The 22,417-nt window shown below is 56.8% G+C and carries 19 protein-coding genes and 1 tRNA gene; 6 read left to right on the forward strand and 14 right to left on the reverse strand.

The annotated features are described in order from the left end of the window. Positions 1–42 precede the first annotated feature (42 nt). The 4 genes from J2X72_RS13970 to J2X72_RS13985 all read right to left on the reverse strand — a co-directional run bounded on the left by J2X72_RS13970 (position 43) and on the right by J2X72_RS13985 (position 6,072). Complete coding sequence (locus J2X72_RS13970; RefSeq protein ID WP_210002288.1) at positions 43–795, reverse strand: membrane-anchored protein; 753 nt, start codon at positions 793–795, stop codon at positions 43–45. Positions 796–822: 27 nt separating this feature from the next. Next, a complete protein-coding gene (locus tag J2X72_RS13975) occupies positions 823–1,176 on the reverse strand; it encodes a hypothetical protein (RefSeq protein ID WP_210002290.1) in 354 nt (117 codons plus the stop codon). Positions 1,177–1,345: 169 nt separating this feature from the next. After that, positions 1,346–4,462 carry an autotransporter domain-containing protein gene (locus J2X72_RS13980; protein WP_310072795.1) on the reverse strand — a complete coding sequence of 1,039 codons (3,117 nt, stop codon included), beginning with the start codon at positions 4,460–4,462 and terminating at the stop codon, positions 1,346–1,348. A gap of 248 nt (positions 4,463–4,710) precedes the next feature. Further along, a complete protein-coding gene (locus J2X72_RS13985) occupies positions 4,711–6,072 on the reverse strand; it encodes a DUF1254 domain-containing protein (protein ID WP_405044722.1) in 1,362 nt (453 codons plus the stop codon). A gap of 245 nt (positions 6,073–6,317) precedes the next feature. Between J2X72_RS13985 and J2X72_RS13990 the strand changes: the two genes are divergently transcribed. Beyond that, positions 6,318–6,839 (forward strand): GNAT family protein, encoded by a 522-nt coding sequence (locus J2X72_RS13990; protein WP_310072797.1) that lies wholly within the window; start codon positions 6,318–6,320, stop codon positions 6,837–6,839. Between the two features lie 65 nt (positions 6,840–6,904). Here J2X72_RS13990 and J2X72_RS13995 read toward each other — a convergent pair whose 3' ends face one another. Both J2X72_RS13995 and J2X72_RS14000 read right to left on the reverse strand, forming a co-directional pair. Further along, positions 6,905–7,477, reverse strand: a complete 573-nt coding sequence (locus tag J2X72_RS13995) for an NADPH-dependent FMN reductase (protein ID WP_310072799.1) — start codon at positions 7,475–7,477, stop codon at positions 6,905–6,907. A 771-nt stretch (positions 7,478–8,248) separates the two neighbouring features. Beyond that, positions 8,249–8,539: a hypothetical protein gene (locus J2X72_RS14000; protein WP_210002298.1), complete on the reverse strand. Its 291-nt coding sequence runs from the start codon at positions 8,537–8,539 to the stop codon at positions 8,249–8,251. A gap of 394 nt (positions 8,540–8,933) precedes the next feature. Here J2X72_RS14000 and J2X72_RS14005 point away from each other — a divergent pair. Continuing rightward, positions 8,934–9,010 (forward strand) — tRNA-Pro (locus J2X72_RS14005). A 139-nt stretch (positions 9,011–9,149) separates the two neighbouring features. On the opposite strand, the gene J2X72_RS14010 is transcribed toward J2X72_RS14005, so the two are convergent. Then, complete coding sequence (locus J2X72_RS14010; RefSeq protein WP_112530852.1) at positions 9,150–9,470, reverse strand: hypothetical protein; 321 nt, start codon at positions 9,468–9,470, stop codon at positions 9,150–9,152. Positions 9,471–9,678: 208 nt separating this feature from the next. Here J2X72_RS14010 and J2X72_RS14015 point away from each other — a divergent pair, with 208 nt between their 5' ends. Further along, positions 9,679–11,841, forward strand: coding sequence for a mechanosensitive ion channel family protein (locus J2X72_RS14015; RefSeq protein WP_310072802.1), 2,163 nt, complete (start codon positions 9,679–9,681; stop codon positions 11,839–11,841). A gap of 17 nt (positions 11,842–11,858) precedes the next feature. Here the strand turns inward: J2X72_RS14015 and J2X72_RS14020 are convergent, their stop codons facing one another. The 5 genes from J2X72_RS14020 to J2X72_RS14040 form a co-directional block, all read right to left on the reverse strand. Next, entirely contained in the window at positions 11,859–12,071 is a 213-nt protein-coding gene (locus tag J2X72_RS14020) for a hypothetical protein (RefSeq protein ID WP_310072804.1), read from the reverse strand. A 249-nt stretch (positions 12,072–12,320) separates the two neighbouring features. After that, positions 12,321–13,562, reverse strand: coding sequence for an O-antigen ligase family protein (locus tag J2X72_RS14025; RefSeq protein ID WP_310072806.1), 1,242 nt, complete (start codon positions 13,560–13,562; stop codon positions 12,321–12,323). After that, on the reverse strand, positions 13,559–15,100 hold the full coding sequence (locus J2X72_RS14030) for an undecaprenyl-phosphate glucose phosphotransferase (protein WP_310072808.1): 1,542 nt from the start codon (positions 15,098–15,100) through the stop codon (positions 13,559–13,561). Before J2X72_RS14030 ends, J2X72_RS14025 begins: the two co-directional genes overlap by 4 nt. Before the next feature lie 64 nt (positions 15,101–15,164). Next, positions 15,165–16,286, reverse strand: coding sequence for a glycosyltransferase family 4 protein (locus J2X72_RS14035; protein ID WP_310072809.1), 1,122 nt, complete (start codon positions 16,284–16,286; stop codon positions 15,165–15,167). Between the two features lie 8 nt (positions 16,287–16,294). Further along, positions 16,295–16,816, reverse strand: coding sequence for a polysaccharide biosynthesis/export family protein (locus J2X72_RS14040; RefSeq protein ID WP_310073051.1), 522 nt, complete (start codon positions 16,814–16,816; stop codon positions 16,295–16,297). A 243-nt stretch (positions 16,817–17,059) separates the two neighbouring features. Here J2X72_RS14040 and J2X72_RS14045 point away from each other — a divergent pair, with 243 nt between their 5' ends. After that, positions 17,060–19,285, forward strand: coding sequence for a GumC family protein (locus tag J2X72_RS14045; RefSeq protein ID WP_405044714.1), 2,226 nt, complete (start codon positions 17,060–17,062; stop codon positions 19,283–19,285). 26 nt (positions 19,286–19,311) lie between these two features. Here J2X72_RS14045 and J2X72_RS14050 read toward each other — a convergent pair whose 3' ends face one another. Next, the gene (locus J2X72_RS14050; RefSeq protein WP_310072813.1) at positions 19,312–20,439 is read right to left on the reverse strand and encodes a GNAT family N-acetyltransferase; all 1,128 of its coding nucleotides are present in this window, start codon (positions 20,437–20,439) and stop codon (positions 19,312–19,314) included. 169 nt (positions 20,440–20,608) lie between these two features. On the opposite strand from J2X72_RS14050, the gene J2X72_RS14055 reads away from it, so the two are divergent. Then, complete coding sequence (locus tag J2X72_RS14055; protein WP_310072815.1) at positions 20,609–21,625, forward strand: polysaccharide deacetylase family protein; 1,017 nt, start codon at positions 20,609–20,611, stop codon at positions 21,623–21,625. 71 nt (positions 21,626–21,696) lie between these two features. Next, on the forward strand, positions 21,697–22,080 hold the full coding sequence (locus J2X72_RS14060) for a nuclear transport factor 2 family protein (RefSeq protein WP_310072817.1): 384 nt from the start codon (positions 21,697–21,699) through the stop codon (positions 22,078–22,080). Here the strand turns inward: J2X72_RS14060 and J2X72_RS14065 are convergent. Then, positions 22,072–22,290, reverse strand: coding sequence for a DUF2842 domain-containing protein (locus J2X72_RS14065; protein ID WP_112530862.1), 219 nt, complete (start codon positions 22,288–22,290; stop codon positions 22,072–22,074). The two genes, J2X72_RS14060 and J2X72_RS14065, sit on opposite strands and share 9 nt — an antisense overlap. Positions 22,291–22,417 lie beyond the last annotated feature (127 nt).

Here is a 22,417-nt window from a genome sequence, read left to right on the forward strand (position 1 = left end):
CATCACAGGGCTATAACGGACCGCCAACGCTTATGTTCCCCGCTATTGTGCGACGGCGGTGGAATTGCTTCGTGCTTTGCCTTGCCAGAGCGGCAATCCTATCGACTTGGCTACTTCGGGATCAGCCGTATAAACCGGATATCCCCGACGCAGCAGCGTCAGCAATATTTCGCTGTCCATTTCGACGTGGAGGCGGGACAAATTTTCCTGGTTATAGACATGTCCGGTCGATTGCGGGTTGATTCCGCTGATGATCACGTCTGTGGCGCCGTTCAACAGCGCGAAGAGTACTGCGATCACCCCGTTCGAGCATTTGGAAATTGCGTCCAGTTCGAGCACCTTCAACCCGCAGATTTTTTCCACCAGCGCAATGCGCTGGTAGCGGTTGACGATCTGAACCTTGTCATAGTGATAGTCAAATGCTTGCAGGTGCTCGTTCAGGCTCGCCAGTCCCTTGCGCCACAACAGCACATAAAGCATGCCCGTGCGCTCGCCCTTGAGCACGCGACGAACCTCAACCGCGTTCGTGTTCGTGCCATCGAGCTGTCTGTACTGCATGAGCGTAACGTCGGGCACCTCTATGCCCCATTTTCGGGTGACTGCCTGCGAACCATTGATAGTGATCACGCGAAATGTTTCGTCAAAATCGATGGGCTTATGAGAAATCGGAGCCGAACCGACAACCACGACTGGTCCGGTAAAGGGAACGGCCAGCACTGGAGGCTTTGGACGGCGCAGTATGTATTTGAGTCTCCGGAAAAGGAGGAGCTTGGTTTCCGCGAACGAAGCGGTCATTCGGTATTTCTCCAGTCGGAAACAATTCTACAACGGCCGAATACGGACCTTGTACTGGCCGACTTTCGGTGACGTTCCAAAAATCTGCAGTTCTTCATCTTCAAACCGGAAAACGGATGACGCAAGCCTGAATTCCGTATGAACATTGACAGGGTTCAACTCGCCCTTCTCGGTAAAGCGCACCACTGACACCTCATCGTCGCGAAAGCTGATATGGACGCGCGTGCGCTCGTCGACCGTCCTGTCGCTGCTGAACAGGATGTCGGCGTCGAAACGGCACCTGCCGCCACGGTCCCTGTTGATGCCCGAATAATCTACGAAGTTGGCCAATGCGTCGAGGTTCGCATCTTGGTCAACAGGGTTTGTTTCCGGCCGTTCCATTGTATTTCTCCAGCGGCGGAAGCCAAACGTCCGAGCGCCTGTCTTTGAAAGTCGCTGCAGCGAGACGTATGGCCCGGTTTTCAAGCGGAGCGTACATTAAGTCCGTGAGCACCGGAAGCGCGGAAAATCACGTCAGACGTCCGCGACAGTGGGGTCTAACGACGGGCTCCTAGAACTTGAAGGAAAGATCGGCCTTAAATCCGTTGTCGATTGCCTTGCTGCCAAATTGGCCATTATAGGACACACCAAGCGTCGCGCTGTGCGTGATCTTGAGATCGAGACCGGCCTCGACTGCGAACGCATCCTTGTCGATTGGAACGCCCGATATCGTGAAAGCGTCGCTTCCAGTGAAGGCGAGGCGGGATTGCGGCGTTACGTCGTCAAATGCATGACGCCAACCCAGCATACCGCGTGCCGTCGCCGACATGCTTCCCATCGTGAAATCGGTGGACGCCCGCAGACCCAGTGTGGTGAAGGTCGTGTCGGTCGTTTCGCTCGATGCGGACAGTGCCGCTGCGCCGCCGGATTCGGAGAAGGAGTCGCTCCGGAAGTTAACGTAGGCGAGATTGGCGAAAGGTTCGAACGCCACGCGGCTGGTATCGATACGATAGCCAAGTTCACCGAAGACCTGGGCTGTTCCGGCGTCGTAGTCGGCGTTCAGGTCCTCGGAAAAGCCCGGGAATTCCACCGAGCGATGCGTATCGATATTGCTCCACGTATAGGCTGCACCGGCACGAAAGCCGAGATTGCCCCACTGCGTGCCACCATAAATGCCGAGGTGATAATTGTCGCTGTCCCCCGAAGAGGAGCGATCATCGACGTCAAACGATGTGCGGCTGTAACCGGCAAGCAGACCAAGACGCCAGTTTTCCCAGACAAGTGCGTCGGCGCCAATGACAAAACCGCCGGTCGTACGGTCAAGGGATGCAGCATTGCCATCGCTGTCGGTCGAACCCCAATTGCCGAAGCCTGTTCCCCAGACACCGAATTTGTCGGTTGTTGCAGGAGCAAGTTCCGGGCCGCCTTCGCCATGGGCCATGATCGGCAGAGCAGGGGTTGCCACGCCGCCAAAGGAACTGCGAACCCTGTTGATTGCAGCATCGCGGATGAAACGGCTGTCCTCGATCAACGCTGTCTTCGTCGAAGCGTAAATCTCGCCCGACAATGAATCGAATGCTTCACGAGCTGTGGCGGCATCGAGCACAAGAAGGCTGTTGTACAGGGCCAGCGAGCTGCCGCTCTGAACCAGCGTATCAAGAGCGCCGGCCGTCGCCAGCTGGTTGCGGGTCTGCGCGGCGGTCACGAACACCGGTGGAGGACCGGGTGGGTTAGGGGGTGTCGGTGCGACTACGATGGTCAGATCCACTGCATTGGCGGTATTCGCAAGCGTCGCGCTCAAAAATGCGGAGTTGCTCAGCACACTCGGATCGAACGCTCCGCTGACGCCACCCTGTGCCGTCAAGATCCTGTAGACCTGCCCAGTTTGATAGCTCGTCTGCGGGTCTAGTGCCGTGACCGCCACCGAACCGCCCTGCAAGGTTGCAACGCCGGAAGCGGCGATCAGATCGGATGCGCCTGAGCCTGCAAGTTCGACGCTGTAGATCGACCCCGCATCAAGAGTGATATCGCCGGCGACATTCAGCGTGCCGATAGAATTGCCCGGCGCAATGGTGGCACCGGAGACCACGACCGTATTGCCGACCGTACCGATGCCGCCGAGCGTCGCGCCGCTCAAAACATTGACGGCGCCGATTGTGCCGTTGACGGAAAGGGTTCCCTGATTGACGGTCGTGCCGCCGGTATAGGTGTTGATGCCAGAGAGGGTCAGGGTTCCTGTGCCGGTCTTGGTCAACGACGCGCCGGTCCCGCCATTGGTGCCGCCATCCTGGATCACACCGGAATATGTGGTCGACAGATTGTTCGAGCCGACGGTGAAGTCAATGGAACCAAGCCGCAATTCGCCGCTGCCCGAGATGGAGCCAGCTCTATTTGCAGCAATGGCGCTGCGTGAAAAGTCAACGAAACCGGTGCCAATTGTTACCAGTTGCGCGTTGTCGCCAGTGCTGGTCGCTTCAAAGAACGTGCCGCCACCGACATCGTTGGTGATTGTGGCGTTTCCGGCGGTACTACTACCGAGGAACTGTGTTCGACCATCACTTATGTTGGTGATCCTGGCGCTGCCCGCCGTGCTCGTCGTATCAAATATCGTTGTCGAATTCTGGACGGCCGGTGATGTAGAGGAGCCGCTGTTGGTGATCGTGGCTGTCCCGGCAGACGTGCCTGTGCCATCGAACCGAATCTGGCTGCCAGTATCATTCAAAATCGTAGCCGCACCCGCCGTGCTGTTATCCAGAAATTGAATCAACCCGGTAAAGGATTCGAGACTGATCTGCGCATTACCGCCGGTTGCATTCTCCGAGAATATGATAGTTGCCGTTCCGCTCAGCTGGGCATCCCCAGCCGTGCTGCTGTCCTCAAAGCGGACATCGCCACCCGGCAGCAAAAACCTGGCGTTCCCGGCCGTGCTGGTATCGGTGAACAAGGTGACACTTGGCTGCCCCGCGCTGATATCGTTGGTAATCGTGGCATTACCGGCGGTGCTGTTGTTCATGAAAGTAGTGCCGCCGCCCTGGCTGTTTCTAATGGTGGCACTTCCAGCGTTCCCACCATCGAAAACAGTGTTTCCCGTGGTGTTGTTGGTGATATCCAGTGATTGAGCATTGAACCCATTGGTCAACTGCAGCACGGCAGACGCACCACCGCCGGGATCGCCCACGACCACAGCACCTGTTCCGAGAGTACCCGTTCCCCGCGCTTCAACTATACCAGACAACACATTTGTGCCGCCGGTATAGGTATTGTTGCCGAGGAGAAAGAGCGTGGCGGTTCCATTCTGCGTTACGCCGCCAATACCAGTGATATTTGCATTTATCCCCAAGCCGCCCGATGACGTGTTCGTCAAACCTGCCGCAGTGAGAAAGTTCACCGTGCCGTTTTCCATCGAGTAGGTCGTGCCGCCACTAACGTTCCAGCCGTCGACCGAGAAAGTATTTCCCCCAAGATCCACCACATCAGCGCCGGCACCATTGAACGTCGCGCTCTCTCCGGCAGCGTCCGGTACATCATTCGGCGTCCAGTTCGTGGCGGTGCCGTAGTCCTGCGTCGCCCCATTCCACGTCTGCGCCTTTGCTTCATCGAAAATCGAGAGGGAGACCGTGGCAGCCATGCCGAGAATCGAGACCACGGTCAGCGCAGTCGATGCGCGCAAAGCTTTGCGTAGAGTCATGCCGATACCTATCCCACCTTTTCTTCGGACGCAGCTGTCAAGGATCCCCCCTCTGCCGTGCCGGCTTTTAGAAAATGCATAAAACGGTCATTAGCCGTGCGAGTCAAAGCTCTACTATAAGTCGAAAGGTTTAGTTTTCGAATACAATCGGGCCGAGCATTCATCTTTGGGCAAAGGTGTTGCGGAATTGTTACTTAATGGCGGGGCCGAAGAAGACGCACCGCAGTCGGGGGCGCGATGTGACCTTGTTACGTCGACCGCTTCATCGGCGGCTGCTTCCAGGTTCCGTCAAGCGCTTCCTGTTTGGGCCAGTAAAGTCGCATCGCAATGATAAATGGCCCTTTGGGTGCAGGCAGCCAGTTCGGCTCCTTGTCTTTGCCCGGACTCTCGTTCTGGATATAGAATGTCAGGCCGCCATCGGCGTCCCTCACGAATTGCGGCAGCATTGGCGAGTTGAGCAGATAGCGGTTGATCGGATTGGCGACGAGCAGGCTCTGCGGCAGCTCATACATGGTCAACGACCAGAAGGCGTGGACCGGCGGCAGCTTGTCCGCCGCGAAATGCACGGTATATTTGTTGGCTCCATTGAGCTTCTTCCCGTCGGCATCGATGGCATAGGCGGGATACATCGCCTCGTCTTTGGAATTACCGTAGATGCCTAATACCGCCGCGCCCATGCGGTAAAGGTAGTTGTTCTTCAAATAGGCCCGCGTTCCGAATACCTCGCCGGATGTTACCTTGCCCGAATCGAATAGCTTCCGGAACGCCTCAAGGTCGGTCCAGGCATCGGCCATGCCCTCCTCGATGGCTTTTTTCATTTCCGGTAAGCTGACATCCACGGCTTTGCCCGCGCCGACACCGATCTTCGCGAAGCGTGCCATGAGTTCGATTTCGGACGGGTCAGTCGGGCAGAATTGCAGGACAAAGTTCAGGATATTGAAGAACTCGGGCGAGGTCTTCTCGTCGGCAAGGGATAGCGGCTTGATAAAATCAATGGCGGGCGCCGCTGCCGGCGCTGCCTGGCCGAGGAATTTGGATAGCGGTTCGGCCCTGTATTCGCCTTGAATCTTCTTGACGTTGTCGATGTCATCCGGATTGAACAGTTGCGTGCGATAGGCGGCCAGCACCAGCTCCGTTTCCGAGCGGATGACTTCTTTCACGCGCTTGGGTGTCTCGCCCTTCCATCCTGGCCCGGCGATGAGATAGCTGCCGCCATCATTGCCGGTCGTGCGGCTGCCGATATAGGCGAAATTGAATGTGTATGCATCGATGAGTTGGATGCTGAAATACCGGCGCTTTTCAATTGGCGGTACCGTGAGCACCATGGGTTCGGCCCGCAAGTCCATGCCGAGCATAGAGTAGGGCGTATCGGAGTTGGGTGTCTGGATGGCCGTGTCCGCCGGCGTATAAACACGCGGAATGTTGACGAGGGTGTTCCACGGCCCCTTGTATTCCGGATTTTTGACATCGACGAAATAGGCGTGCTCGATCCGGTAATTGTCCACCATCGGGAAACCGTAGATATAAGCTTCCTTGGCGATGGCGCGCGCATTGTCCGGGGTGATGCTGGTCTGGGCTAGTGCCGATGTGAAGCGCAACGCCGGAATCAGGGCAATACCGCAGGCAAAGACTCGGCGTGTGATACTTGTCACGAGTTGATCCTTCCCCGTTGTTTTGGTGCAATTGTCGCGTGCGGCGTTCAAACACCAAAAGAAAATCCCGCCGTGAGGAAAGAACAAGTACGTAACGGTTAATTCACGGATCGAAGATCGAAAATGCGCGTTTAGAATTTGGCGCTACCTTCGAATGCAGATATTAAACTCAATTGCCAACCCATCACGTAGCAAGCAAAACCATGATTGAAACAGACCGTCTCATCCTGCGTCCGCTCGTCATCGGCGATTTTGAAAGCTACAAGACCGTATGGGTGAACAAGCCGATGACGGACGATTCTCCCGGCCATCCCCAACTGAGCGAGGAAGATATCTGGTATCGGCTGCTGCGTTGGATCGGACACTGGGCGACGTTTGATTTCGGCCCTTTTGCCATTGTCGACCGCATCACTGGCGCGGTGATCGGCGAGGTAGGGCTGGCGCACTTTCATCGAGGTCACGGCATTCCCTACGATGGTTTTCCAGAGGCCATGTGGAGGGTGGAATATTCCCGCCACGGCCGAGGTATAGCGACCGAGGCGATGCAAGCCGTATTCGTCTGGTTCGACTCCAGAAAAATTTCAACCCGGACAGTTTGCATGATCGATACGTGGAACGATACGTCGAAAAGTGTCGCCGCACGCCTGGACTTCAAAATGTTCAAAGCCACGACATATCGCGGCAATCCTGTGGAACTATTCGAAAGAGTGACCGATCCCGACTGACCGGCCAATTGAAACAGATCCGGGAGCAACTGGACCTAACATGTTGCGCAGGCTAGCAATGGCCTCTAGGCATCTTTTGGCAGTACTGAGCGAACCCTTGCGATGAAGACATGGAAGTCCTGCATGAAAGTGCTAAGGAAGTCGGCGGTGGTGTCGTTCGTAACCTCGCCGTCATCTGTGATCAGCCCCGGTGTGAACTGGATGTAGGCTTCCGGGGCATTCATCTGGGGAGAGTTGCAGAAACTAAGCACGCTTCGCAAATTCTGTTGAGCGACTGCCGTGCCTATTGCGCCTGGCGACGTGCCGATCACCGCTGACGGCTTGCGTGTGAACGAGTTGGTGCCGTAGGGCCGGCTCGCCCAGTCGATAGCGTTTTTCAGCCCGCCGGGTATCGATCGATTGTATTCGGGTGTGACGAACAGCACGGCGTCCACGGCCGCGATGGCCGCCTTGAATGCCTTGCCAGCCGGAGGGTAGTCGGCGTCATAGTCGTAGCTGTAGAGCGGCAGCTCCTTGAACGATATCTCCGACATTTCAAGTTCCGGCGGGGCGAGCCGCACCAACGCATTGGCGAGCTTGCGATTGATGGAGCCCTTGGCGAGGCTGCCGATGAAATAGCCTACTTTATGCGTGGTCATGGCGTTCTCCAATTTCTCGCATGATAAAGAACGTATCATACGCAAAAATCATGGAAGGGTCTCTCGTCCATCAACTAATCGCCTACGAGGGTGCACGTCTCGCGAAACCGGCGACAATGCGTAATCACGCCTTGATCTGGGAAACGTATATCCAACGTATGTTTGGATGGATGCGTCCAAAGGGCATGTGGTCGAGGGGTCAAGGCCAATGGTTAACAAGTTAAAAATAAAGTGGAAATTCCGTAAACTGGTGTAACTTGACTGCGCTGGTTGTGATGGCATGCCAAATTCTGCAACCCGCCATCTGGGGGAGGATTGGGGGCGATATGTCTTCTCTTCTCCCTCTTTGTTTCGAGCGGAGGGGAAGTGTGATTGGACCCATGGGCGAGGGTGGGCGACACTACCCCGCTGCCTGAACTCAACTACCCCAATGCCCATTGGCAGCAATAGGCCGGAGCCGACGAAGCATTTCCACAGTCCCCTGTGAAGCACTGCTTTGGCGCTTCGGCCATTTTTTTGAATGGCTTTCCCGGCGATTGCCCGAATTTTGCGATTACGCCTTTCGGTGGATGGCCATAAAGCCATTTATACGGCACGCCAAATCGGGTGTAACTTGACCGCGCTGACCGCCGTTGGCACCCCGGTCTTGGGACAAATGTTTCTTCCGCTGAAGCGGCCAGTTGGGGGGAGAGAGAGGAGAAGAGACAGCCGCGTGGGGGTTGGTTGTCTTGCTCTCCTCCTTCTTCTCATCCCAGATGATGCCAGCGATATTCAGTTTATTTTACGGCTCCAGCCGAAACTGCTCCCTAGACGTAACATACGCCATAACACAGGAGCGTCGTTTTCTTTGGGGTGTTCAAGCCGCTTCAGCAGCGTTTCCAGCTTGCGGATTTCGCACATTTCATCTGCAATCAATGACCTGCTGAAAGCGACTTCATCTCCGGCAGTCGTTATGGATCCGGTTCGCAATTCAAACAGTCTCCATTGGGCTTTCTCGACATTATCAAGATGTAAATTAATGAGCGTCTTGTAAGACGCAATCTTCTCCTCGTGATTGGGCAACGTTCAGTCCCTCCGTTCCTCCGGCCAAACCATAGCAGGTTTCACCCGGAGTTCCGACCGGCAGGAAATAATCACTATGGGCGAAAACGGGGCAGATTGTTATCAAATCAACGGGCAAGCCGGCCGAACGCTTGGTCGAACTCCGCAAAAAAGCGGACGTTTGGATACCAGACCTCCTAGCGGTTTTTTGGCAGTTTTCTTGTCCGTAGTTCCATTGCGGCCCTTGCCTCCGGTAACGCCATAGGGTAATTGCTCGCCTGTCGATTTGAGGTTTCCCCCAGAAGCTTCGCATAAATTCGGCGTGACTGTTACCCCTCGGCGTTATCCCGGCAGAAAACGAGCCGGATATTCTGAGGATTGAATGCCCAGCTAAGTCGTTGATTTAGCGAATTATCGGAGTGTAGCGCAGCCCGGTAGCGCACTTGACTGGGGGTCAAGGGGTCGTCGGTTCGAATCCGGCCACTCCGACCATTATAGCCGCGATATCGGCTATGTGACGGCTCCGGGAGCAGACGAGAGCAATCCCAGCAAAAGCGGGAACCGGTTTGCGTGGGGAATTGCGTTAAAACCGAAATATTCCAAACAGCGCATCCGGGTCGATGTTTTACGATCAATCGTGCTTCGAAGCGAGTTCCGCGGCCACTTCCAGCACTTGATCTTCCCTGATGCCGACCGTGAAATCCTCGATATCGTCGATCGTCTCGCCGTCAGGAATGCGGATGGGATTGTGCGTGCCGACCAGAACGGTCTTTATCCGCCGCGGCAGGGCCGGGAGCAAAAATCTTTTGACGCATTCGATCAGAACGGCCCGCTTGTCCGGCGCAAGTTTCCCGAGTTTTTCCCGCAATAGGTGACCGAACATATTGCCGTCCGCGAAGCCGAAGGGGCTCGCGAGATCAAATGCATGCAACCTGTATTCGATCCGGGTCATGGCCGTTCCTCGTGTTGGGCAGAGCTTATATGTAAACCTGTACGGTTGGCAGCAATAGGGCGGGACGGCCATGCGACCATTTATTTTGGGGGAACTGGTAAATAGAGCCGGCAACGTTATTCCGCTGCACGCAATGCTGTACTATTCGTGAGACAGGCCATTATTTTCGGGTCATAATATAGCAAAACGTCTGTCCGGGGGCAAACGCATGAGTACTGCCGTGTTTCAAGCCATGACCGCCAAAATGCGCATACTGCTTGCATTGAGCTGCGTTGTTTTCCTGGGTCTTGCCGATGTTTCGCAGGCGCAGACTGCGGCTACCGAGCCGCCGCCCAAAAAAGTCGAAGAGCTTTTGAAGCTTCTGGATGACCCCGAAATCAAAGCATGGATCGCCGCCAAGGGTGCTCCGCCTGCTGCGGCGGAAGAAGATTTCGTTGCGCCATCCGCAAGCGATTTCATGCAATGGTCGAACGCCGTTCGGGCGCACTTGCGCGGGCTCGTACAGGCCATTCCGGCAGTTCCCGGTGAATTTGCGGGGGCACGCTCCACGATCATGACCGAGATCAACGGCCGACGTCCGGGGGCGGTCCTGCTGCTCTTCGCAGCATTTGCTGCACTCGGGTTCGGCGCTGAATTTCTCTTCCGGCATATCCTCAGCCGGGCGCGGCGGAAAATGGCCGTGCCAGCCGCAACCGAGGCGGATTTACCCAAACGGCACCATATGATCGGCCGGTCGATCTTTGCCGCCATGGCGCCGCTGGTGGTCTTTGCGCTGGCCAGTATCGGTGCGTTCCTCGCCTTTACCTGGCCGCCGCTTCTGGCCATGCTTGTCCTGCACATGCTCGTCGCCCTGATAGGCTGGCGTGTGATCATGCGATTGGCCGCCATTGTGCTTGCAATTGACCGCAGGCAAGCGCACGGTGGCGAGATCGTCGCGCGTCTCATTCCGATGGATGACGTGCAGGCTGCGTTCTGGTATCGCCGCGTCGCCTGGTTCGCAGGTATCTTCTTAACCGGTTGGGCGGCGGCCGGAATGATGACCGCGCTCAATTTTACGCCCAACGTCAGAAGCCTCATCGTCTACACGCTCGGTCTCGGTCTTTTGGTGGTGGCGCTGGAAATCGTTTGGAACCGCCCCGAGGCTCCCGTCGCATCCCGGGCCTACCGCGCCAAGGAGTGGCTGCTCACACTCTATCTTTGCGCACTTTGGCTGTTATGGGTTGCCGGCATGAGCCTGGCTTTTTGGGTCGGCGTCTATGTCATCATCCTGCCCCCGATTTTGAGGACGACCAGCACAATCGTGAAATCGTTCTTCTCCGGTCCCGATGATTCGCCAAAAGCCAAAAATCCGGTCTTTGAAGTCCTCATAGAGCGCGGTGCAAGGGTGATCATCATCATACTTGCGGTTGCCTGGCTCGGCGCGGTCATTCGTTTCCGCACGAGTGGGTTGATGGAAGACGAGGCCGCGAGCCGCATGATTCGCGGCGTGCTGGGCGGCGTGGTGATCCTGCTCGCCGCAGATCTCGTCTGGCATATGCTCAAAGGTCTCATCAACGTGCGTATCGAACGAGCCCGCATCGAAGGTGGCGACGAGGCTGCGCTGGCCCGCAGCGGGCGGCTTATGACCTTGCTGCCGATTCTGCGCAATTTTCTGGCCGTGCTCATCGCCGCGATTGCCGTGATGATGGTCCTATCCGGTCTCGGCGTGGCAATCGGCCCGTTGATCGCGGGCGCCGGCATTTTTGGCGTCGCCCTCGGCTTCGGCTCGCAGGCCCTGGTCAGGGACATCATCAGCGGCATCTTCTACATGACCGATGACGCGTTTCGTGTGGGAGAATATATCCAGAGCGGCAGCTACAAGGGCACAGTCGAATCCTTCAGCATCCGCTCCGTCAAATTGCGGCACCATCGCGGACCGATCTTCACCGTGCCGTTCGGCACGCTAGGTGCCGTGCAGAACATGAGCCGTGACTGGGTCATCGACAAATTCCTTATTTCGGTCAGTTACGACACCGACATCGCCAAGGTCAAAAAGCTGGTGAAAGTCGTCGGTGCCGAACTGCTGCAGGATCCGGAATTCGGCCCGCAGATCATCGAGACGGTCAAGATGAAGGGCGTCGAGGCCTTCGGCGACTACGGCATCAATCTGAGTTTTGCCATGATGACGAAACCGGGGCATCAGTCCACGATCCGGCGCCGCGCCTATGCCATGATCAGGGAAGCGTTCGTGGCCAATGGCATCGGCTTTGCGTCACCAACAGTACAAGTTGCCGCCAATGAGGATCATACGGCAAATGTCGCGGCGGCAGCCACAAATGACGCGATAGCCCGTAAAAAAGCTGCCGAAGCAGCAAAGCTGCAAGAGAATTGAGGGTCGTGACGCCGGGGTCACGACCTGTTGATCTGGTCCTTGGCCTCAGCGTTCGCGCGGCTCTTGCGTCGTACCAGAACTGCTTTCACCGCAAACTTCGCCATGGACTCCACGTCGCGATTGCCGATGATGAAGGCAGCGCGCACAAAACGTGCCAGCGTGTGGACTTCGTCGTCTGATATGTCCTGGCTATTCAGCTGCCGGATGGCCGAATCCAGAGAGCGCTGCATGAGCTTGGCGTCAGCGTCCGAATAATTGTTATCGCAGCTTCTAAAATGTGCCAATTGGTATACCCGTCATACGGTCAATTCTTTCTTCTGTCAGCAACTAGACCGCAGATACGACTTTCAAGTAAGCGACACATTTCATCTTGATAGAAGACACATCAAAAAGTTGCCGTTGGTAATGTTGTACAATTGTTGATTGTATTATGTCTTTCAACATACAATTTGTATTGCCGAAAATCAAATGTGGACGGGTCATTTGGCATTTCTCTGATGGCGGACCTCCAATGCGGCACATCCCCAGATGATGCCGATGAGTAGCCAGAAATGCCGCCAATGGTCGGTGTCGATGACATTGCCGATGGCAACATGCGCTATATAGACAAGATAGGCGCAGAGCAGAAAGGGTTGCCAGGGGCGCTCGCGAAACAGGATGCGCAGTCCGAGGCCCAGCGTCACCATGGTGAGGGTCAGATAGCTGATGAACCCGATCCAGCCATAGTCCAGCGCCGCTTTCAGCCAGATATTATGCGTGTCTTCGCCGAAGATCGGCCCAAACTCCAGCGGGCCTATACCGAGCGGATGATCGATCGACATGAGCAGGCCATACCAGTGGCGGGCGAAGCGTCCGAATTGCGCATCGTCATAGTCCTGCACCAGCTGCGCCCTCGCGGTGAAAAGGTCGGCAACGCTCGGAATCTGCAGCGCGACGACAACAGCCAGCAGGACAAACACGACGGCAAGGCCTGCAAGCAGGATGATCCTCGTCCGGAACAGCGGATTGGGGTTTCTGATGAACAAAAGCAGTGCCAGACCGGCAATGATCAGGGCGGCCATTCCCCAGGCTGCACGCGAGAAAGACAGGAAGATGCCAAGCGTCAGGATGAGGATCGGGATCAAGCGCAAGGGCAGCGCCCGAAGGTCGCCCACAAGGACGCCATGTACCAGCCAGGCAAGTGGTAGCATGAGAAAAGGACCGAAAACATTCGGATCCTGGAAAGCACCCATCGCCCGGCCATAGCGCGTGAACAGTTCTGCTCCGGGAAATGCATCGAAATAGCCAAGGATACCGAGCAGCGATGTACCGATCGCAGCGAGGATATAGGCCTTGAAGATGACACGAAGGACGCGCTGGTCGGCATCGATGATCGCAGCGAAGAAAACCGCCGTAAAGCCGAGGAAAAGCGAAACGGCGATGTACATTGGCGCCGCTTTGAGGTCGGGCATCTGCGCAATGGAAACAAGGCCGCCGAGATTGAAGACCACTAGAATGGCGAGGAGGGCGGCGACCGTGCGCGACAATCTCAGACCGAACAGGGCCCAGACCGCGATAAGGCCAGCCATGTACAGCTCGTATGGCGCTGGTTCATCGATGACAAAGCCGCTGAGGAACACCCCGAAACCCACGGCAAAAGTCGAAATCAACTTGATCAGAGCGCGGTTTTTTGTTGCGTGATCGACGCTGGCCTGCCGGTTCTGATCAATCGCCGCGCTCAATAGGCATTATCCGTGTTGAGGAGCCGTACAGGAGTCAGGAACAGGATTTTCAGATCAAACCACAACGACCAGTTCTCGATGTAGTAAAGATCGAATTCCGTGCGCATCTTGATCTTGTCGTCCGTGTCGACTTCGCCGCGCCAGCCGTTGATTTGCGCCCAACCGGTCACGCCGGGCTTGACCCTGTGCCGTGCGAAATAGCCATCGACAACCTCGTTATAAAGCAGATTGCGGGTATGCGCCGCGATCGCGTGCGGCCGTGGCCCCACGAGTGACAGCGTTCCCATCAACGAGTTGAAGAATTGCGGCAGTTCGTCGATCGAGGTCTTGCGAATGAAGCGGCCGACACGAGTCACGCGCGGATCGTCCTTGACCACTGCATTGCGCGCCGTCGGGTCGCACATCTCGGTGAACATGGAGCGGAACTTCCAGACTTCGATGATCTCGTTATTGAAGCCATGCCGGAGCTGCTTGAAGATCACCGGCCCCTTGCTCTCGAGTTTGATGGCAATGACAGTCGCCAGGATGATGGGACTGAAGACGATCAAGCCGAAGAGGCTGAAGAAAATGTCGAAGGCGCGCTTGGCTACGGAGTCCCAGTCGTTGATCGGCTTGTCGAACAGGTCGATCATGGCGACAGACCCGATATAGGAATAGGCGCGCGGCCGGAACTGCAGATGGTTATTGTGCGCCGACAGGCGGATATCGACGGGCAGAACCCAGAGCTTCTTCAAAAGCGACAGGACCCGTGCTTCCGCGGTGATCGGCAGGGACACGATCAGCATATCGATTTGCGCGATGCGCGCGAACTCGATCAATTCGGAAATATTACCGAGCTTTGGGTAACCGGCGACGATCGGGGGTGACCGCTTGGCATCGCGGTCGTCGAAAACGCCGCAAATGCGAATGTCGTTATAGGGCTGTTGTTCGATCGACCGGATAAGGTCTTCCGCCGGCTTACCCCCGCCAACGATAACCGCGCGCCGTTCCATCTTGCCGTTGCGCGCCCAGCGCCGGATCATGCGCGACATGACTATGCGGAATACCAGGAAAAGGATCAGTCCGGACCCGTACCAGGCGCCAAACCACACACGCGAATAGTCTTCCGACGTCTTGAGGAAAAACGCCGCCAGCGACATCATCGCGAAAGCGCCGGACCAGACGAGGATGAGTTTTCCGAACTTGCTGAAGGGATCGCGCATGACGGCAAGCTGGTAGCTGTCGGTAAGCTCCAGGAGCATGACTGTGACCACTGCCGTGGCGAGGATCGCAAGCGAATACTGCAGGAACGTGTAAGCCGATGGGCCCACGTAGATTATGAAGACGGCAATGCCCGCCAGCACGATGATCAGGAATTCGATGATCCGCATGATGCCGCTGATCATCACCGGAGAATTGGTGTCCTTGGCATATTGCGAGGCGATCTGATAGGCGACCGGGCTCAGCACCGGTTTCTTGCCGGAAGTGCGCGGTGTGTCAGGCGTAAGGTTGCGAACAACCTCCCGCGAAAGCTTCGATTCCGCTTTTCTGTCTGTCATGATTCACCTGAACGCCCGAATTGCCCGTCAATAGCACATATGCGCTAAGAAAGGCTTGAGGAATCTAGCGATCCAGCGCTGCGAAATACTCGGCTTCCAGTCGCGTCGCCATTGCCTCGCTGCCGAACTTTCGCTTGATGGTTTCGATAGTTGGAAGCATCTTCCTATAGGTCGCGATGTCGCCGATGACATAGGTCATTTTGATCGCGAGATCGGTGGCGTCCGGCTGCACCAGGGCAGGGGAATCATCGCCGAGGATTTCCGGAATGCCGCCGACCCGGCTGGCGATGACCGGCATCCCGGCAGCGAGAGCCTCGATCACGATATAGGGTAGGGCCTCGGCGCGGGAAGGGATCACCACTACCTTGGCCAGCCTGAACGCTTCATGCGCCTTCATCGGCATGAGAAAACGGATATCTGCACCGGCCTGTCTGACGAGGCTGGCTCGATCCTTGCCGTCTCCAACCATGACTGCCGTCAGCTTCTTTCCGCTTTGGCTGTTCGCTTTCGCAAGCGCGTCGATGAAGATGTCCGGGCCCTTCAATACGCGCATCTCGCCGATAAAAAGGAAATCGGCGGCTTCATGCAATGCCACGATCGGTTCGAATTCACTGTCTGCCAAGCCGTTATAAATCAACGCGAAGGCGCACCGCGGCTCACCGATTTTCTTCGCATAAACGTTCTGTTCAAATGCGGAGACGAAGATGATCCTGTCAGTCATCTTCTCCATCGCTCGTTCGACCCGGAAAATCAAACGGCCCTGCAGACTGTCAGGATCGTAGTGCAAACTGCCACCGTGCGGCGAGTAGAACCGGGCAACGCGCGAACCGGATACTCGCAGCCAGGAGCCGAAGAGCCGCGCATAGGTGCCGCCTTTGGCACCGTGCCCATGCAGGACATCCGGCTGCAACTTCTTGATGATCCTGTATGTCCGCAGCGCCGCCATCGCATCGCCCGGCCCGATCTGGCGTTGCATTGCAATGCGTTTGAGACCGAGCTCAAGCCTGTCGCGCAGCCCTGCAAGCAGTGCTTCTTCGAAGTCACCGCCCGTCGATGCGTCACAGATCACGCCGACCTTGTGACCGGCCTTCACTTGCGCTTCGATGAGATCGCGCACGTGGCGGAATATTCCGCCAACAGGCGCGCGAAAACAGTGAACGATGCGAAGGGATGGTTTGTCGGCCATTCCCGTGATCAGAAAAACCGCTCGCGCACATAAATTGTGTCGCCGGGCAGCACCTGATCGGAAATGGTAACGCGCCCGGTCAGGCTTTCGCCATTGAACTGGCGCGTGATATCGACGTCGTTCTGTTGGGCGCGCGGGGTAAAGCCACCGGCGGCGGCAATGGCTTTCTGCGCCGTCATGCCCGGGACGTAGGAGTATTGCCCGGCCGCACCGACTTCACCCATGATGAAGACCGGTCGGTAGCGATCGATCTCGACCGCCACGTCGGGGTCGCGAAGATAACCTTTGCGCAGCTTGGCGGCGACTTCCTTTGCGATCTGCTGGATGGTCTTGCCGCGCGCTGGGACGCTGCCAATCAGCGGGACGGAGATATATCCGGCCTGGTCGACGCTATACGTGTTGGTAATGCCTTCCTGCTCGAACACAGTCAGCCGGATGCGGTCGCCCGCGTCCAGCACGTAAGGCTTGTTGATGGCTTCGTTGAACGCTGCCGGGGCCGGGCGGTAACTGGCGCAGCCGCCCAGCGTCATGGAAACAACGCCGATGGCCACCAGAAAGATCTGCTTGCTGAACACGTCACGAACCCTAACAAACGTTGCGGAGAAGTTTTCTCGATTCTGTGCCCGATTATCAGTTCATTAGGGTTAATGGCTGGTAAAGTTTAGCTGCGACAGGCAGGTGAATGCACGCTGTGGTTGAATACTACAACGTCTTAACTCGCTGGTTACCATGCGTCTTTACCATTATACCATTCGTATTGGAGTGTTCTGGAAATGCCCGCGAGCTCTGTCGGAAACGATGTGGACATTGATATAGGCGCGTTGTTTGCCAGTTTGTGGCGCAACAAGCTGCGAATACTCGTCGGCTCGCTTCTGTTGACGGCGCTGGCATTCCTGCTCATGTCATTGGTCGCGCCAAAATATCGTGCCGAGACCCGCATCCTCATCGAAACGGGTGAATCGGTTTTCACCCGGCCCGCAAATCAACAGGCGGACGATCGCCCGGTGCTGGATCAGGAGGGCATCAAGAGCCAGGTCGAACTCATAGGTTCGTCCGATCTTTTGAAACGCGTCATCGTCAAGCTGGACCTCGCGAAAAACCCCGAACTTTCGGCTGGCGCTGAACCCTCGGCGCTGTCGCGTCTGTTTGGCGCTGTCGGTATCGGCAACAACCCGGATGAAGAGACGCGCGACGACTATATTCTCCAGTCCGTCCGCGATCGCCTGCTCGTTTATAATGTCGCGGCGTCGCGCGTCATCGTCATTCAGTTCTCCTCCAAGGATCCGGCGCTTGCCGCATCGGTCGCCAACGCTATCGCGGACGAATATGTGGCCACGCAGCAATCGGCGAAATCCCGGGCGAACACCGATGCAGCAGGCTGGTTGCAGCCCGAGATTGCCGACCTCAGCCAACGCGTCAAGGATGCCGAGGCAAAGGTAGCGGCGTATCGCGGCTCCTCGGACCTCCTGATCGGCCAGAACAATGCTGTTCTCGCTACCCAGCAGCTTTCGGAGCTCTCCACGGAACTGTCGCGTGTACGGGCAAACAGGGCTGCGAGCGAGGCAAGCGCCCAGAGTGTCCGTGCTGCGTTGGCCAAGGGCGCGCCAGTCGAAACGCTGCCTGCCGTCATGGCGTCGCCCCTGATCCAGCGCCTGCGCGAGCGCCAGGTACAGCTCAATAACGATATCGCGGATCTTTCGGCGTCCCTCCTTAGCGGCCATCCGCGTATTCGGGCACTGCGTTCGCAGCTCGCCGATCTCAACAACCAGATACGCCTGGAGGCGCGCAAGGTTCTCGGCAGCCTCGAGGCGGAAGCGGAGACCGCGCGTTTGCGTGAGAGCCAATTGACGAGCTCACTCAATGAGTTGAAGGAGCAATCGTCAAAAGCGGGCGAAGAAGAGGTGGAGTTGCGCGCACTTGAACGCGAAGCGACCGCCCAGCGGCAATTGCTCGAATCTTACCTCACCCGTTATCGCGAGGCGTCATCCCGCACGGATCGCGGCTATCTGCCGGCGGATGCGCGCATCTTCTCCCGCGCGGACAGGCCCATCGAGCCGTATTTCCCCAAGAAAATCCCGATGACGATTGCCGCATTCGTTGCGTCGCTGCTGCTCCTCAGCATCATCACTTTGCTTCGCGCCCTGTTCAGCGGGCAGGCGCTTCGCCCGGCCACACAGCCATTCGTCATGGAAGAAGCACCCGCTCCGGCAGCCGTTCGCGATATCCCTGGGCCGGTTCAGCCTGTTATTGTCGAACCTGTCCAGCCGGTGGCACAACCCGGCGCACCCCTTGCTGGCGATATTCCCGAAGAGCCGGCGTTCGTCGAAACGAAAGAGCAGCAGGCGGGATTGCACACACCGGCCGTGGAGGCTTCGGTGGAACCGCCGGCAATCCCCACCGGTCATTCGGGCATCGCCAATGTTGCGACGCGTTTGATGGCGAGCGGCGCGGCGCGGGCCGTGGTGGTTTCGCCGGAAGGCGATGAAGCGTCGGCCCTGACCATCCTGCTCGTGCGCGAATTGGCTGACCGGGGCGTCCGGGTCATCCTCGTCGACATGACGGGCTCGGGTGAAATCGGCCGTTCCATGCTGGACGACAAAAATCTTCCGGGCATTACCAACCTTCTGGTTTCGGAAAAGCACTTCAGCGATGTCATCCATCCGGATCACTATTCACAAGCCGAGATCATCCCGCTCGGCAACCACGATCCGGCGAAAGCCATGCAGTCCGTCGGGCGTTTGCCAATGATTCTCAACGCCTTGCAGTCAGCCTATGATCTTGTCGTTGTCGATGCGGGGCCGGCGACCGTCGTCGAGTTGAAGCATTTGCTGGCCGACGGAACGGAACTCATTCTCGGCGTCGTCGACCCTGACGATCCTGACGTGGCCGCTATAGCCAAAGCCGTCTATGACGCGAAGCTGCTTGAGCCCGAATTGCTGACACCCTTCGAAAAAGAGCATCTGCGTCTTGATTCTGGCCGGATTGTACGTTCGGCTTAGAGCCTTCCATCGAGCTATGAACGGCTCTAACGCTTGCCGAACAAACGCGAACGGGCCTTTTTCACCGCGGCCCAGACGGTTTCGTTCTTCTTGATGCGGCGCACCAGCTTGCCGCGTGCATGGAGATATCCTGCAAACATTCTGCCCTTTGCCGTAAGGCTGACATCGGTATCGTAGCTCGGCACCTCGATATCGGACCAGCTGCGTTTATAGGGTTCGTCGCCAATGCCAAAACTATAGACGGCGAGATCCGTCGTGCAACTGTCCTGAATGTCTTCGAAAAACAGGAACTCGCCGGGGCTGGCGCTGACCAGATCATCCTCGGTGATGCCGATGAAATCGATGAACGTCTGTTTTCTCGCATAGGACTTCCCGAGAACCGCGCGATACTGGCCGGCTACTTCAAGGGCTTTCAGTTGAAAGCGTGGCATCGTCGATTGAACTTCATGGGCGAACAGCTGCTGGAAGAATTCCATGGTTCCGGCCGGTTCATAGGTGTTCTTGATACCAGCCTTGGCAAGCCGCGCTGCCTTGCACTCGAAATAATTGTTGAGCATTGCGCTGGTCTCGACGGGGGTCGTTGCCGTCACGATACGATGTCCGCCTGCGTCCTCAAACCGCCGCGTGTTCTGACGATGTTTCTTCTTCTTGCGTTTGGCATTGTGCCGGCCGACCACGACTTCAAAATCCCGGTCCAACGTAATGCCCAGGCTGATATTGGCATTCTCGCGACTGCGCAATTCCACCAACGGATTTACCTTGCCGTCAAGCTCACCCAATTGCCGTACGAGCGAGACAAGATCTATATCCGGTCGGGCTTGGTGCAATGCTTTGAAGAGAGTGGTGAGATCGGCTGCCGTAATCTGCGCGTCAGCCGCCAACGCAGGAAAATTGCAATTGGCGTGCGGCCCGCCGGGAAATGCTGCAATCCAGACGGGACCTCTTTTCACAACCTCCAGCGGCAATAGGAAAACCGGCCTTTCCGCTTCGAAGAGCGCCGCTACAAGACAGTCTGCGTTGACGCATGACTGCCAGAATGAAAACCAGTTGGCGGTTTGTGCTGGACCGGCAAGAAAATCCTCGCCCAGTTCATTCCACAATGCTTTGCCGTCAAGCGGTACAATTATTTTTGCTTGTCGTGAAGTGACGGACATTCTTGCGTTCCACTGGGAGGAGATGCGAAAGGCGGCGAGGTTTTGTTGATCAACCATATATAAACGTTTAAGCCGCAAGAGTTGATGAACAGAATCCCTTCGATATCTTCAAATAACGCGAATTGGTGAAGGAATGGTCCACGCGGCCGACTTGATACGAAAAGCCGTGATGAGACTGGCTTGGCATAGCGGCTTTGCCTCAAGTACGCGTGACCGCTTTGGCGGGCTCGGTTCCATCATCATGCTGCACCGGGTACGCCCGGATTGTATAAGTCCGCTCGGCGTCACCCGTTCACTGGCGATCACGCCCGTCTTTCTCGATCAAATCATCACGTCGCTGAAATCCGAGGGAACGGAAATCGTCTCCATGGACGAGATGGCTGAACGCGTCAAAGCCGGATCACCCGGCAAACGGCGCTTTGTCGCCATCACGCTCGACGATGGCTACAACGACAACCTCAATCACGCCTATCCGGTTTTCCAGCGGCACAATGCCCCGTTCACAATATATGCCGCTCCTGGCCTGATCGAGGGCGCCGCGGTGCTGTGGTGGGAAATCGCTGAAAAACTGATCGCCAAGGCCGATTCCATCAAGATCCCCGGCGGACCCGAATGGCGTTGCGGAACTCTGTTTCAAAAACGCGCTACTTTTCATTCCTTGATGCGCTATTTTTCTTTCACGCTGACCGAATTGGAGCAATTGCCGGTCCTTCGTGAAATGTGCGAGCAGGAGGGAATGATCTGCGGCGTGGCCGCCGATCAGGATGTCATGAGTTGGAAGGAAATGCGCCAGATCGCCAGCGATCCGCTATGCACGATCGGCGCGCATACGGTTCATCACTACAACCTGAAGAAATTGACTCCGGATACGGTCGCCCAGGAAATGCGCCTGTCCGCCGATATGCTGGAAGCAGAACTCGGCAAGCGGCCCGCTCATTTCGCCTATCCATACGGCTCTTCAAAAGCCGCAGGACGACGCGAAGCCAACATAGCCGCCGCGGAAGGTTTTGTCTCCGCCGTCACGACAAGGCACGGCACCATCCACGCCGAACACCAGGCGAATATGTGGGCGCTGCCACGCATCTCCATCAACGGCCGCTTCCAGAAACTGGTCTACGCCAGGACGATGATGAGCGGCGTGACGACGCCAATCGCCAATGCGGGAAGGCGAGTGGTCCAGGCCTAGAGCGAGGTCTAGGGCCATTGTCGGCGCTTCCCCACCGGCGTATCGTCAATCAGCGTAGGTGGGAGGTTGACATGGATGATCGAGCCGTGCGGGCGGCGCTGCAGCGCCATTGGGATGCTTCTGACGCGAGTGATTTCAACGTCGAACATGAAATCTACCGCGAGGACGCCGTGCTCTCTTATCCTCAGTCCGGCGAACGGATAGACGGGCGGACAAACATTCAGGAAAGCCGGTTCGTTCAGCCAAACAAGAAGCGTTTTACGATCCGGCGAATTATCGGTGGCGGCGATCTCTGGGTGACTGAATACATACTCACCTATGACGGCGTACCATCATATGTGGTGAGCATCATGGAATTCCACGAAGGACTTGTGGCAAAAGAAACGCAATATTTCGCCGATCGGTTTGATCCGGCACCCTCGCGCGCGCATCTTGTCGAGCGAATATCAGGGTGAATTCTTCTTCGGCGCCTTTTCCATCCAGCTGATGATGAACATGGCCGGTACGACCCAAAGGAATCCTGTTCCGAAGAAGTAGAGCAGGTGAACCCACGGACCGGAATTGCCAAGCAGCGCAACGGCAAAGATCGTTGCGACGATTGCGTAGACGCAGACGAGCGCCACGAGCAGAAATGTTCCGATGAGTTTCTTCAGCCTTACAGGCATTGCGCTATCCAGTCTTACAATTTGCGGCCATCCTCTAACGGTAAACAAAACTGCCGGAAAGCAAAAAAGCCATTGCGCTGATAAAAAGCTGGCCATTCGAACAGGGGCGGCCAATCTTTTCAGGGGA

Source organism: Phyllobacterium sp. 1468 (genome assembly GCF_031455525.1).
In the GTDB taxonomy this organism is placed as follows: domain Bacteria; phylum Pseudomonadota; class Alphaproteobacteria; order Rhizobiales; family Rhizobiaceae; genus Phyllobacterium.

What these genes read in the sequence shown, in the direction of transcription:
- J2X72_RS14010 (WP_112530852.1), bottom strand. Translation starts at nt 9,470, where the DNA reads ATGACCCGGATCGAATACAGGTTGCATGCATTTGATCTCGCGAGCCCC.
- J2X72_RS14020 (WP_310072804.1), bottom strand. Translation starts at nt 12,071, where the DNA reads ATGCAGCGCTCTCTGGATTCGGCCATCCGGCAGCTGAATAGCCAGGAC.
- J2X72_RS13995 (WP_310072799.1), bottom strand. Translation starts at nt 7,477, where the DNA reads ATGACCACGCATAAAGTAGGCTATTTCATCGGCAGCCTCGCCAAGGGC.
- J2X72_RS14040 (WP_310073051.1), bottom strand. Translation starts at nt 16,816, where the DNA reads ATGACGCTGGGCGGCTGCGCCAGTTACCGCCCGGCCCCGGCAGCGTTC.
- J2X72_RS13990 (WP_310072797.1), top strand. Translation starts at nt 6,318, where the DNA reads ATGATTGAAACAGACCGTCTCATCCTGCGTCCGCTCGTCATCGGCGAT.
- J2X72_RS13980 (WP_310072795.1), bottom strand. Translation starts at nt 4,462, where the DNA reads ATGACTCTACGCAAAGCTTTGCGCGCATCGACTGCGCTGACCGTGGTC.
- J2X72_RS14015 (WP_310072802.1), top strand. Translation starts at nt 9,679, where the DNA reads ATGAGTACTGCCGTGTTTCAAGCCATGACCGCCAAAATGCGCATACTG.
- J2X72_RS14045 (WP_405044714.1), top strand. Translation starts at nt 17,060, where the DNA reads ATGCCCGCGAGCTCTGTCGGAAACGATGTGGACATTGATATAGGCGCG.
- J2X72_RS14030 (WP_310072808.1), bottom strand. Translation starts at nt 15,100, where the DNA reads ATGACAGACAGAAAAGCGGAATCGAAGCTTTCGCGGGAGGTTGTTCGC.
- J2X72_RS13975 (WP_210002290.1), bottom strand. Translation starts at nt 1,176, where the DNA reads ATGGAACGGCCGGAAACAAACCCTGTTGACCAAGATGCGAACCTCGAC.
- J2X72_RS14035 (WP_310072809.1), bottom strand. Translation starts at nt 16,286, where the DNA reads ATGGCCGACAAACCATCCCTTCGCATCGTTCACTGTTTTCGCGCGCCT.
- J2X72_RS13970 (WP_210002288.1), bottom strand. Translation starts at nt 795, where the DNA reads ATGACCGCTTCGTTCGCGGAAACCAAGCTCCTCCTTTTCCGGAGACTC.
- J2X72_RS14065 (WP_112530862.1), bottom strand. Translation starts at nt 22,290, where the DNA reads ATGCCTGTAAGGCTGAAGAAACTCATCGGAACATTTCTGCTCGTGGCG.
- J2X72_RS14060 (WP_310072817.1), top strand. Translation starts at nt 21,697, where the DNA reads ATGGATGATCGAGCCGTGCGGGCGGCGCTGCAGCGCCATTGGGATGCT.
- J2X72_RS14050 (WP_310072813.1), bottom strand. Translation starts at nt 20,439, where the DNA reads ATGTCCGTCACTTCACGACAAGCAAAAATAATTGTACCGCTTGACGGC.
- J2X72_RS14055 (WP_310072815.1), top strand. Translation starts at nt 20,609, where the DNA reads ATGAGACTGGCTTGGCATAGCGGCTTTGCCTCAAGTACGCGTGACCGC.